The organism is Pseudomonas sp. NPDC088322 (genome assembly GCF_044740745.1).
In the GTDB taxonomy this organism is placed as follows: domain Bacteria; phylum Pseudomonadota; class Gammaproteobacteria; order Pseudomonadales; family Pseudomonadaceae; genus Aquipseudomonas; species Aquipseudomonas shirazensis.
The window spans coordinates 352831-365250 of sequence record NZ_JBIURK010000003.1; the positions used below are offsets into that span (position 1 = coordinate 352831).

Annotated in this window: 9 protein-coding genes; 7 read left to right on the plus strand and 2 right to left on the minus strand. The window is 63.3% G+C overall.

Annotated features, from left to right (window positions below; all coding sequences use genetic code 11):
• Positions 1-9: 9 nt before the first annotated feature.
• Positions 10-2163 (minus strand): dermonecrotic toxin domain-containing protein, encoded by a 2154-nt coding sequence (locus tag ACIOAU_RS09180; RefSeq protein ID WP_401181476.1) that lies wholly within the window; start codon positions 2161-2163, stop codon positions 10-12.
• A 160-nt stretch (positions 2164-2323) separates the two neighbouring features.
• On the opposite strand from ACIOAU_RS09180, the gene ACIOAU_RS09185 reads away from it, so the two are divergent.
• From ACIOAU_RS09185 to trxC, 4 genes are all read left to right on the plus strand, one after another.
• Positions 2324-4066 (plus strand): potassium/proton antiporter, encoded by a 1743-nt coding sequence (locus tag ACIOAU_RS09185; protein WP_103435727.1) that lies wholly within the window; start codon positions 2324-2326, stop codon positions 4064-4066.
• 47 nt (positions 4067-4113) lie between these two features.
• Positions 4114-7431, plus strand: coding sequence for a mechanosensitive channel MscK (gene mscK / locus ACIOAU_RS09190; protein WP_188035167.1), 3318 nt, complete (start codon positions 4114-4116; stop codon positions 7429-7431).
• A 75-nt stretch (positions 7432-7506) separates the two neighbouring features.
• Positions 7507-8967 (plus strand): protein adenylyltransferase SelO, encoded by a 1461-nt coding sequence (gene selO, locus ACIOAU_RS09195; RefSeq protein ID WP_188035166.1) that lies wholly within the window; start codon positions 7507-7509, stop codon positions 8965-8967.
• 177 nt (positions 8968-9144) lie between these two features.
• Positions 9145-9579 carry a thioredoxin TrxC gene (gene trxC, locus ACIOAU_RS09200; RefSeq protein WP_101315575.1) on the plus strand — a complete coding sequence of 145 codons (435 nt, stop codon included), beginning with the start codon at positions 9145-9147 and terminating at the stop codon, positions 9577-9579.
• Here trxC and ACIOAU_RS09205 read toward each other — a convergent pair.
• A complete protein-coding gene (locus ACIOAU_RS09205; protein WP_150571527.1) occupies positions 9576-10349 on the minus strand; it encodes a ParA family protein in 774 nt (257 codons plus the stop codon). The two genes, trxC and ACIOAU_RS09205, sit on opposite strands and share 4 nt — an antisense overlap.
• A 316-nt stretch (positions 10350-10665) precedes the next feature.
• On the opposite strand from ACIOAU_RS09205, the gene ACIOAU_RS09210 reads away from it, so the two are divergent.
• The 3 genes from ACIOAU_RS09210 to ACIOAU_RS09220 are packed head-to-tail and all read left to right on the plus strand — an operon-like array spanning position 10666 to position 12420.
• Positions 10666-11385, plus strand: a complete 720-nt coding sequence (locus ACIOAU_RS09210) for a beta-ketoacyl synthase chain length factor (protein ID WP_256585649.1) — start codon at positions 10666-10668, stop codon at positions 11383-11385.
• Positions 11361-12173 carry a 1-acyl-sn-glycerol-3-phosphate acyltransferase gene (locus ACIOAU_RS09215; RefSeq protein WP_259074597.1) on the plus strand — a complete coding sequence of 271 codons (813 nt, stop codon included), beginning with the start codon at positions 11361-11363 and terminating at the stop codon, positions 12171-12173. The genes ACIOAU_RS09210 and ACIOAU_RS09215 overlap by 25 nt, the downstream gene beginning before the upstream one ends.
• On the plus strand, positions 12148-12420 hold the full coding sequence (locus ACIOAU_RS09220; RefSeq protein ID WP_101315568.1) for a phosphopantetheine-binding protein: 273 nt from the start codon (positions 12148-12150) through the stop codon (positions 12418-12420). Before ACIOAU_RS09215 ends, ACIOAU_RS09220 begins: the two co-directional genes overlap by 26 nt.

The following is a 12420-nucleotide window of genomic DNA, read 5'->3' on the forward strand; positions in this document are numbered from 1 at the left end:
CCCCAATCGTTACGTCGGCAGCGGAAAGAACCGCCGCATCAATGAATCATCTCCATCTGCCCCCAACCGCTGCGCCAGCACCTCCCGATCAAACACCTCGCCACTGCGCAGATCATGCACCAGCCCTCCTTGCGGAGGCTGCGCCAGCGCCCGCAGGCGCACCTCGATAAAGCGATACCGCGCATTGTCGACGGCGGTGATGCGCGTGACCTCGACATAGCGCCCAGGCAGCATCAACGACTCAGCCTCATCAGGCCTGCTGGAAAACGCCGCGACCGGTGTCGCCCGCACATGCTCACCTGGCTCCAGCACATATACCACCGCGCCATCATCGAAGGCTGGCCTGCCGGATATCTGCACCTCAGGGCTGTTGAACACCTCCCAAAGCACGTAGGGATTCTCGGTGAACGAGGTGAACTCGGTACTCACCAGTACATCTCCCACCGTGACCTGACCACTGCGAAAAGCCGCAGTACCGGTGCTGCGCATACCTGAAGCAGCGCGATACAAGGTGACCGGGCTGTACTGACCAATCTGCTCAAGTGCCTCGGCCAGGGCATGGCTACGGTCGATACAGACCGCCAGCCGATCGTCCAGTGGTAGCCCGCGCCACAGGTTGTTGTAGCGCTGCGGCGCATGGCTGTACTCGGCTATCGCCGGCGCGCCATAGCCGAGTTCATCGCGATAGACCGCGTAAGGCTCACTGAACGCATCCAGATACCACCCGCGCTCATCGACCTGGCCGGCGTCGGCCCACGGCACCCGCGCCAGCGCCGTTTGCTGACGGGCCAGAGCTTGATCGGAACGGAGCAACAGCGCGTCAGCGGCGGGCTGCATGAATTCTTCCCAGCTGTCGTCGGCAATCGCCAGCGGCGCCTGGAGCGTGCGCGGCGGTGGTAACCGACCTGGAGCAAACAGCTCGGTGGAGCGCATCAGTGCGCTGTCCAGGAGGATGAACAGGATATCCAGCAACACCGCCCACCAGGCAGCTGCGCGCCACTCGCGCTTACCATTGATGGCCTGGTCCAAATGCAGCGCGAGGCAACCGACACCGATGCCCAACGCTGTCAGGGCCACAGGCCAACCCGCAATGCTCATGGGCGCCAGGATCAATGCCGCAGTTTGCAGCCCGGACAGCCAGCGCTGCCTGCGTAACTGAGCGTTGGTAGTAAGGCGCTCATCGGCATCACTGGCCAGGGTAACCAACGCCTGATCACGCAGGCGCACGAACACATCTCCGCGCAGCGGCTGGCTACTGATCAGCAGCGTATGATCGGGCTGCACCAGCAAGTCCAGGTACTTTTGCAGACGCGGACGCAGCGACTGGCTCAGCAAGTCACTGCCGACAAAATCGCTCATCAACCGCTCCTGCCCCTGCGCTGTTGCCGCTTGCTCGACCAGCCACGCCTCAAGCGCCTGCTCATCGTTGAGCAGCACCATGCCGGCATGCTCGCCTGCCAGATACAGGCAGCGTTTGCCACTGGGCAACGTACGCAGCAGCAAGGTTCGCGCCGCAACCCCGCCCAGACTCAGGCGAGCCCAACCGCTGAGGTGGTTGTCGCCATACGACAGGCGCAGAGCCTTGCGGGTCGCTGGCAACTGCGAGCGGACCAGCGAGGCTGCGAGTATTTCGTGCCGCTCATCGCTGCTCAGTGCAGCCTGGCCGAGTACAGCCAGAAACCGCGAGCGGGCTAACACGCAGAAGTCCTCGCCGCGCTCGGCGCGAAACTGCGCCAAACGCTTGCGGTAGGTTGCCGCAAAGTCCATCGCCCAACACTGCTCCAGCACGCTCTGGGCCGCCAGACGCAGCTCGTTGCGCTCATCGAAAACGGTATGGCTGGCGTCCACTCGATAGAAGCCGCCGTACACCGACAACTGGTCGATATTGGCCTGTTGCGCCGGGCTGAAGCGCTGGATCATCAGCTCGGTCAGGCTCATCGAGCGCCGCGGTGGGCCGCCGTGGCAAAAACCGGTGTAGGTCCGCGGGCTGCTGCTGGCGCTGTCGAACTCATGCCAGAACACCTGATCAGGGTCGAGCCAGTGACCGAGCTGACGGCGCAGCACATGGCCGGCGGCCTGACGGGCCAGCCCATGCAGGTCAGGGAACTGGCCCAGATAACGGCGGGCAATGTCCGCCAGAGGCATATCGTCGGGGTGGGTCATGCGCGGTGGCCTGTGCAAATGGGAGCCCGCACTTCAACCTGGATGCCGCATCAATATGCGGTAACGCTTTACAGCCCGCGAGCGCCTCGGGTTAGAATCAGTTGGCACGCAACCTGCGTAACAGCGCCGCCTGTCCCCCCGTTTCTCCGGAGTACCGCCCTTGGATGCAAGCACCATCAACAGCCTGTTCCTGATCGGCGCATTGCTGGTGGGTGCAAGTATTCTGGTCAGCTCGCTGTCATCGCGCCTGGGCATTCCGATTCTGGTCATCATTCTGGCGGTCGGCATGGTGGCCGGCGTCGACGGCGGCGGGATCATTTTCAACAACTACCCGACTGCCTACCTGGTGGGCAACCTGGCGCTGGCGGTAATCCTCCTCGACGGCGGCCTGCGCACACGGGTGGCGAGCTTTCGCGTAGCGCTGTGGCCGGCGCTGTCGCTGGCCACGGTCGGGGTATTGATCACCACGGCGCTGACCGGCATGGTCGCTGCCTGGCTGTTCGATCTGAGCCTGATCCAGGGCCTGTTGATCGGCGCCATCGTCGGCTCGACCGACGCTGCGGCGGTGTTCTCGCTGCTCGGTGGCAAAGGCCTCAACGAGCGGGTCACCGCCACGCTCGAGATCGAATCGGGCAGCAACGACCCGATGGCGGTATTCCTCACCGTAACCCTGATCGACATGATCGCCAGCGGCCAGACCGGCCTGCACTGGAGCCTGCTCACTCACCTGCTGCGCGAGTTCGGTATCGGCGGCCTGCTGGGTTTGGGCGGCGGCTGGCTGATGCTGCAGATGGTCAACCGCATCAACCTCGCCAGCGGCCTCTACCCGATTCTGGTAGTGGCTGGCGGGCTGGTGGTGTTTTCGCTGACCAACGCCCTGCATGGCAGCGGCTTCCTCGCGGTTTATCTGTGCGGCCTGGTGCTCGGCAACCGGCCGATCCGCAGCCGCCACGGTATTTTGCACATGCTCGACGGCATGGCCTGGCTGGCGCAGATCGGCATGTTCCTGGTGCTCGGGCTGCTGGTCACGCCACATGACCTGCTGCCGATTGCAGTGCCGGCGCTGGGCCTGGCGCTGTGGATGATCCTGGTGGCGCGGCCGCTGTCGGTGCTCGCCGCGCTACTGCCGTTCAAGGCCTTCCATGACCGTGAAAAGGGCTTCATTGCCTGGGTCGGTTTGCGCGGCGCGGTACCGATCATTCTGGCCGTGTTCCCGCTGATGGCGGGGCTGCCGCAAGCGCAGCTGTTCTTCAACCTGGCCTTCTTCATCGTGTTGATCTCGCTGTTGGTGCAGGGCACCAGCCTGCCGTGGATGGCCAAGCTGCTCAAGGTCACGGTACCGCCAGACCCGGCACCAATCTCGCGCTCGGCGCTGGAGGTACACATCACCAGCGAGTGGGAGATGTTCGTCTACCGCCTCGGCGCAGAAAAGTGGTGCATCGGCGCCGCCCTGCGCGAGCTGAAGATGCCCGAAGGCACGCGGATTGCCGCGCTGTTTCGCGGCGAGCAGCTGCTGCACCCATCCGGCAGTACCGTGCTGGAAGTGGACGACATGCTCTGCGTGATCGGCCACGAGCATAACCTGCCGGCGCTGGGCAAGCTGTTCAGCCAGGCGCCACAACGTGGCCTGGACCTGCGTTTCTTTGGCGATTTCGTTCTCGAAGGCGATGCCGAACTGGGCCAGGTGGCAGCACTTTATGGCCTGCAACTGGACGGTTTGAACGCCGATATGGCGCTGGCGCAGTTCATCCGACAAAAGGTCGGAGGCGCTCCAGTAGTAGGCGATCAGATCGAATGGCACGGCACAATCTGGACGGTCGCAGTCATGGACGGGAACAAGATCGACAAAGTCGGCGTCAAATTCCCCGAAGGAACTCGCCCCGGCCCGGGCTTGTTCCTGTAGCCCTCGACTTGCCTCGTATCACACGAACCCCTGACAAGACTCTGCTTATGTCCCTGCGCGTGCACCTTCGCGCAGCCCTGCTCGGGCTGTGCCTGTCCCTCTCTTTCGGCGCCACCGCTGCCGAGGCCCCGACCACTGCCAGCGTGCAGAACAGCCTCGACAAGATCGCCGAGCGCAAGCTGCCCGAGGCTGACCAGAAGAGCCTGCAGCAAGTGCTCGAGCAGACCCTGAGCCTGCTCGCCAGCCAGCAGGACAGCGCGGCCAAGCTCAAGGCGCTGAAGCAGCAGTTGGCCGACGCGCCGCGCTTGACCAGCGAGGCCCAACGCGAGCTGGCCAAGCTCAAGGCGAGCACACCGGCTCCCGTCACCCAGCGCTATGCCAACCTGAGCGTGCCGCAACTCGAGCAACTGCTCAGCGAGCGCAGCACGCTGCAAGGCGAGCTGCAAAAGGCGCTGGCCGATGCCAACAGCCTGATGATCAGTTCGCAGACCCGCCCGGAACGGGCGCAAGCGCAGATCAGCAACAACCAGACGCGCATCCAGCAGATCAACAGCAGCCTCAAGTCCGGCAAGGACGCTGGCAAGGCCCTCTCCGCCGACCAACGCAATCAGCTCGCCGCCGAGCTCGCCTCGCTCAACGCGCAAACCCTGCTGCGCCGCCAGGAACTGGCCGGCAACGGCCTGCTGCAGGACCTGGGCAGCGCTCAGCACGACCTGCTGGTCGAGCGCACCGCGCGCCTGGAGCAGGAAATCCAGCAACTGCAGACGCTGATCAACGACAAACGCCTTGCGCAGTCGCAGCAAGCGGTGACCCAGCAATCGCTGGAAGCGCAGAAGTCCGGCGGCAGTGTCCTGCTGGCCAATGAGAGCGCCGCCAACCTCAAGCTCTCCGACTACCTGCTCAAGAGTACCGACCGGCTCAACGAGCTGACCCAGCAGAACCTCAAGACCAAAACTCAGCTCGACAGCCTGACCCAGGCCGATCAGGTGCTTGATGAACAGATCGACGTGCTCAAGGGCAGCCTGTTGCTGTCCAAGATCCTCTACAAGCAAAAACAGAGCCTGCCGCATTTGAAGCTCGACCGCGACCTGGCCGACCAGATCGCCGATATCCGCCTGTATCAGTTCGAGGTCAACCAGCAGCGCGAGCAGATGAGCAGCCCCGTCAGCTACGTCGATGGCGTGCTCGCCAGCCAGCCTGCCGAGGACGTCACGCCCGAACTGCGCAAGGCACTGTTGGAAGTGGCCATCACCCGCAGCGACCTGCTCGAACGGCTCAACCGTGAGCTTTCGGCATTGCTCAACGAATCGATCACCCTGCAGCTGAACCAGAAGCAGCTGGTCAGCACCGCTCAGGGGTTGCGCACCACCCTGGAAGAGCAGATGTTCTGGATCCCCAGTAACAAGCCGCTGGACTGGGAATGGCTGAGCAGCGTGCCCGGGCGCCTGATCGATCAGGTGGCCAACCTGCCGTGGGGTTCGGGCGTCAAGGAAGTGCTGCAAGGCCTCAGCCTGCGGCCATTGCTGTTCCTGCCGCTATTGCTGCTGATAGGAGTGCTGCAGTGGCGCCGGCGCTACTTGTATCAGCGCTTGAGCAAGGTGCATCAGGACATCGGCCACTTCAAACGCGACAGCCAGTGGCACACGCCGCAGGCGCTGCTGATCAACGTGCTGCTGGCGATGCCGCTGAGCCTGACCCTGGCCTTGTGCGCGTATATCCTCCAGGTCGATGCACGCGGGCAGAATGCCAACCTGAGTGCTGCCTTGTGGCAGCTGGCTCAGGCCTGGCTGGTGTTCTACACCGCCTACCGGATTCTCGCGCCGGGCGGCGTGGCCGAGGTGCATTTCCGCTGGCACAAGCCGCAGGTGCAGTTCCTGCGTGGCTGGGTGCGGCGTCTGGGTACCGTGGTGCTGGCGCTGGTCGGGGTGGTCGCCGTGGCCGAACACCAGCCGTCGGCGCTGGCCAGTGACGTGCTTGGCATCGGCGTAGTACTGACCTGCTATGCCTTGATGGCCTGGTTGCTCAGCCGCCTGCTGTTGAGTAGCCCGGCGCACCGCGACACGTCACTGTTTCGCAAGATCGTCGGGGTGGCCTTCACGGCGCTGCCGATGGCGTTGTTCGTGGCCGTGTGCTTCGGCTACTACTACACCGCCCTGAAACTCACCGACCGTTTGATCTACACCTTGTACCTGCTGCTGTTCTGGCTGGTGATCGAGGCAGCGTTCGTACGCGGCCTGTCGGTTGCCGCGCGGCGCCTGGCCTATCAGCGCGCGCTGAGCAAGCGCCAGGCAAGCAAGGAAGGGCTCGACGGCGAGGTGATCGTCGAGGAGCCGACCCTGGACATCGAACAGGTCAACCAGCAATCGCTGCGCCTGATCCGCCTGGCCCTGCTCGGCGGCTTCATCGGTGGCCTGTACTGGGTCTGGGCAGACCTGCTTTCGGTGTTCGCCTACCTCAACAACTTCACCCTTTACGAGTACACCAGCGGTACCGGCGCCGCCGCCAGCATGGTGCCGATCAGCCTGGGTGACCTGCTCGGCGCACTGGTGATCATCGGCATCACCTTCGCCCTGGCCGGCAACCTGCCGGGCCTGCTCGAAGTGCTGGTGCTGTCACGCCTGAACCTGGCGCAGGGCAGCGCCTATGCCACCACCACACTGCTGTCCTACGTGATTGCCGGGGTCGGTTTCGTCAGTACCTTGTCGACCCTGGGCGTCAGCTGGGACAAGCTGCAATGGCTGGTGGCTGCACTGTCGCTGGGGATTGGCTTTGGCATGCAGGAAATCTTCGCCAACTTCATCTCCGGGATCATGATCCTGTTCGAGCGCCCGGTGCGTATCGGCGACACCATCACCATCGGCAACCTGTCCGGCACGGTGAGCAAGATCCGCATCCGCGCCACCACCATCACCGACTTCGACCGCAAGGACATCATCGTCCCCAACAAGACCTTCATCACCGGCCAGTTGATCAACTGGTCGCTGACCGACACGGTCACCCGGGTCACGCTGAAACTGGGCATCGACTACGGCTCGGACCTGGACCTGGTACGTGAACTGCTGCTCAAGGGCGCACATGACAACCCGCGCGTGCTGAAAGACCCAGAACCGCTGGTGTATTTCCTCAACTTCGGCGAGAGCTCGCTGGATCACGAGTTGCGCATGCACGTGCGCGACCTCGGTGACCGCAACCCGACCCTGGACGAGATCAACCGCTACATCAGCCGCGAGTTCAAGGCCCACGACATCAAGATCTCGGTGCGCCAGGTCGAAGTGTTCCTGATGGACACCCAGGGCCACAAACAGAAGCTGATCGCCGTTGAAGGTGGCGACGGGACAAAACCCGAAGGCACTCAACCGTTCTGACTGGACTCAAACCGGCATGCACCGCACACTCGCGGCGAGGGCCTGGCCCTCGTCCGCCATGCCAGGAGCCGGCCCGTGAAAGCCCTAGACCAACTGACCTTCGACAATCGCTTCGCCCGCCTCGGCGATGCCTTCTCCACTCAGGTACTGCCTGACCCGATCGCCGAGCCGCGGGTGGTAGTGGCCAGCGAGTCGGCGATGGCCCTGCTCGATCTCGACCCGGCGCAGGCAGCGCTGCCGCTGTTTGCCGAGCTGTTCAGCGGCCACCAGTCCTGGCAAGACGCCGACCCACGGGCGATGGTCTACTCCGGGCACCAGTTCGGCGGCTATACGCCGCGTCTGGGCGATGGCCGCGGATTGCTGCTGGGCGAAGTAGTCAACGATGCCGGCGAGCACTGGGACCTGCACCTCAAGGGTGCCGGGCAAACGCCTTATTCGCGTATGGGTGATGGCCGCGCCGTGCTGCGCTCGTCGATCCGCGAGTTCCTCGGTTCCGAAGCCCTGCACGCCTTGGGCATCCCCAGCAGCCGCGCGCTGTGCGTGATCGGCTCGAGCACGCCGGTGTGGCGTGAGACCCAGGAGAGCGCGGCAATGATCCTGCGCCTGGCACAGAGCCATATCCGTTTTGGCCACTTCGAGTATTTCTATTACACCCGCCAGCCAGAACAGCAGCAGCTGCTGATCGACCATGTGCTGGAGCAGCATTACCCTGAATGCCGCAGCGCCGAGCAACCGTACCTGGCGATGTTCCAGACCATCGTCGAGCGCAACGCCGAGTTGGTCGCGCGCTGGCAGGCCTATGGTTTCTGCCATGGGGTGATGAACACCGACAACATGTCGATCCTGGGCATCACCTTCGACTTCGGCCCGTTTGCCTTCCTCGACGACTTCGACGCCAACTTCATCTGCAACCACTCTGACAATCAGGGGCGTTACAGCTACAGCAATCAGGTGCCCATCGCCCACTGGAACCTCAGCGCACTGGCCCAGGCCTTGACTCCGTTTGTCGAGGTCGAGGCACTGAAGCAGGCGCTGGGCCTGTTCCTGCCGCTGTACCAGACCCACTACCTCGACCTGATGCGCCGCCGCCTGGGCCTGACTACCGCCGAGGACGACGACCTGCAATTGGTCGAAACCCTGCTGCAACGTATGCAGAGCGGCGGCGTCGACTACACGCTGTTCTTCCGCCGGCTTGGCGATCAGCCCGCCGCAGCGGCCCTGCAGGCAGTACGCGACGATTTTGTCGATCTGGCCGGCTTCGATGCCTGGAGCGCGACCTATCTGGCCCGCTGTGAGCGCGAGCCAGCCAACGCCGAGGGCCGCCGCGAGCGTATGCATGCGGTCAACCCACTGTACGTGCTGCGCAATTACCTGGCACAGAAGGCCATCGAAGCGGCCAATGGCGGTGACTACACCGAAGTGCGCCGCCTGCATCAGGTGTTGAGCAGGCCGTTCGAAGAGCAGCCGGGCATGCAGGCCTACGCCGAGCGCCCGCCGGAGTGGGGCAAGCATCTGGAAATCAGTTGCTCGTCGTGAGTAACTTTTGAGGACGTCGGGGGGCGCTATGCGCCCCTTTCGCGACACCAGGCCGCCCCTACAGGCACCGCGTAATACCGACGTACGCGGTCAACTGTAGGAGCGGCCTTGTGCCGCGAAAGGGCTGCAAAGCAGCCCCAGAATTTCCGGTCAGAATCGCATTCATAAGGAGTCACAATGTCCGATCCACTAGTGATCCCCTGCCCACACTGCAACGGCCTCAACCGCCTGCCGGCCGAGCGCCTGAACGACACGCCCAAATGCGGCCGCTGCAAACAGGCCGTGTTGCTGAGCCGGCCGTTCGATCTGAGCGAGGCAAACTACGCCAGCCAGATCAAAGGCGATCTGCCCTTGTTGCTGGACGTCTGGGCCGACTGGTGTGGGCCGTGCAAGTCGTTCGCGCCGATCTTCACCCAGGCAGCGGCGCAACTGAGCGGTCGCTGCCGTTTGGCCAAGCTCGATAGCGAAGCCAACCGCAATCTGGCCAGCCAACTGGGCATCCGCTCGATCCCAAGCTTGATCCTGTTCAAGAACGGTCGCGAAATCAGCCGTCAGGCTGGCGCATTTCCACTCCACTCATTACTGGAGTGGCTGCGCAGCCAGGGCGTTTAGGCGTTTTCTTCGAGCAACGCGTGCAGCTCGACGAACTGCTGGGTCAGCTTGTGCCGCGGATCCAGGTGGATCAGCGGCAGGCTGGCATGGTGCGATTCGCGCATCTTCACCGAGCTGGTCAGGTACACCGGCAACACCGGCAGGCCCTCTTCGATCAGCTCATCGAGCATCTGCTGCGGCAGGCTGGCGCGTGACTGGAATTGATTGACCACGATGCCTTCGACCAGCAGGCCTTCGTTGTGGTCGTCCCTCAACTCTTCGATCTCGGCCAGCAGGCCGTACAGCGCCTGGCGCGAGAAACTGTCGCAGTCGAAGGGGATCAGCACTCGATCAGCCGCGATCAACGCTGATACCGCATAGAAATTCAGCGCCGGCGGGGTATCGATGTAGATCCGATCGTAATCCTCGTCGAGCTCTTCGAGCAATTTGCGCAGCTTGTTGATCTTGTGCTTGGCCTCGAGCTTGGGCTGCAGGTCGGCCAACTCCGCCGTGGCGGTAACCACGTGCAGGTTGTCGAATGGGGTTTCGTAGATATCGACCTTGTTCTTCTTCGAGAACGGCCCGGTCGACAGGCTCTGCTTGAAGAAGTCGGCGATGCCCATGGGGATGTCGTCGCCGGTCAGCCCGGTCAAGTACTGGGTCGAGTTGGCCTGGGAGTCCAGGTCGATCAGCAGGGTCCGGTAGCCTTCGTTGGCGCTGACCGCTGCCAGGTTGCAGGCAATGCTCGATTTGCCCACGCCACCTTTCTGATTGAATACCACGCGCCGCATGAGAGACCTCCGTGTATCAACGAATGTCCGAGTATGTGTCGAGGCCCGTGCATTGGCCAGCGCCACTTCGCTTAAGCCGCTCCAACGGCAGCTGCCATGCGGGCAGCACCGCTTGTCGGAATTTGCCTGCACCACATGTCGGCGTTGTGCAAAACGTAAATGAACTTGTCTGATGGCGATTATGTAACCAGCAATTGCTACACATCGCTGGCGCCGTGATAATGCGCGCCACTCGGCGAATATGCCAACCCTGTCAGGTCGTTGTTACGAGTCATTCCTCGGCAAGGCAGTCCTTCAGGGCGGAATAAAAAGCACCGTGATCACCTTCGATATCAGCCAATGGCGTGCCTGGGCTCCAGGCCTGGTGACGCCTGCCGACTGGCAGGCGTGGGCCCAGGGCAGCCGACACAGCTGCAGTGAAGCGGCGTCGCCAGACGTCTCGTTCCTGCCGGCCATGCAGCGCCGTCGCCTGAGCAATCTGGCGCGCATGGCCTTTGCTGTCGGCTGGCCGCTGGCTGAAGGGTACGAGGCACTGCCGCTGGTATTTGCCTCGCGTCATGGCGAAACCCCGCGCACCTTTGCCATTCTCAGTGACCTGGCTGATCAGCAACCGTTGTCGCCGACCCAGTTCAGCCTGTCGGTGCACAACGCGGTAATCGGGCTGTGGTCGATCCTGCGCGGCGAAACCAGCGAGATGACCGCCATCGCCGCCGCCGGCGATGGCCTTGAGCAGGGCCTGCTGGAGGCTGCGGCGCTGTTGGCGGAGGGCGCGCCGGCGGTGTTGCTGATCGTCTGCGAAGAACTGCCGCCGGCGGTCTACGATGCCTGGGTCGACGATGTGCCTTTCGCCTACGCCCTAGGCCTGTTGGTCACCCCGGGTCAGCAGTGGCAACTGAGCCCTGGCCCGGCAGCCACGCAGTCGTTGCCGGCCGCCCTGCCACATGCCCTGAACTGGCTGCAGGCCACACTGAACGGCGTGAATTGCTTCACTCATACCTGGAAGCGGCGGTCATGGACCTGGCAACGGCAGCCGTGAGCAAGACCCGCGATCACTACTACTGGCGCCTGCTGGCGACAGCTGCGTGCTTTTGCCTGTTTGGTCTCGGCGGCCTGTGCCTGCGCGTGCTGGTGTTTCCGTTGCTCAGTTGCCTGCCGGGCGGAGTGGTGCGTCATCGTCAACGCGCGCGCTACACCATCAGCTGGCTGTTCTGGCAGTTCGTACGGGTGATGCGGTTCAGTGGCGTGCTCACCTACCAGATCGACGGCGCCGAGCGCCTCGGCCGCCCCGGGCAGATGATCATCGCCAACCACCCCTCGCTGATCGATGTGGTGTTTCTCATCGGTCTGGTGCGTCAGGGCAATTGCGTAATCAAGCAGAGCCTGTTCGACAACCCCTTCACCCGCGGTCCGGTCAGTGAAGCGCAGTACCTGGGCAACGATGGCAGCATGGACATGCTCGACAACGCCGTGCAATGCCTGCGCGATGGCCAGCCGCTGGTGATATTCCCGGAAGGCACACGCACCCCGCCCGGCCAGGCGCCGGCCTTTCATCGCGGCGCCGCCGCGATTGCCCTGCGCGGTGCGAAGATCATCACCCCCGTAACCATCAAGGTCAGCCCGACCACCCTGACCAAGAACGAACCCTGGTACCGCATCCCTCAGCGCCGCGTGCACTTGAGCCTGAGTGTCGGCGCCGATATCGACCCACAAACGTTCGCCGCCCTCGGACCTGCGCCAAAGGCGTCGCGCGCACTCAACGATTATCTGCATCAGTACTACATCAAGGAGCTCGCCATCGATGAGCGATCCACAGCAAGACCTTAACCGTGACCTCAAGCAATTGATCATCGACGCTCTCGGCCTGGAAGACATAGCCGTGGACGACATCGACGACCAGCAACCGCTGTTTGGCGACGGCCTGGGCCTGGACTCGGTGGACGCTCTCGAGCTCGGTCTGGCGATACAGAAGCGCTATGGCATCAAGATCGACGCCGACGCCAAGGACACCCGCAACCATTTCAGCAGCGTCGCCGCACTGGCGGCGTTCGTCACTGCCCGCAACGCCGCCTGA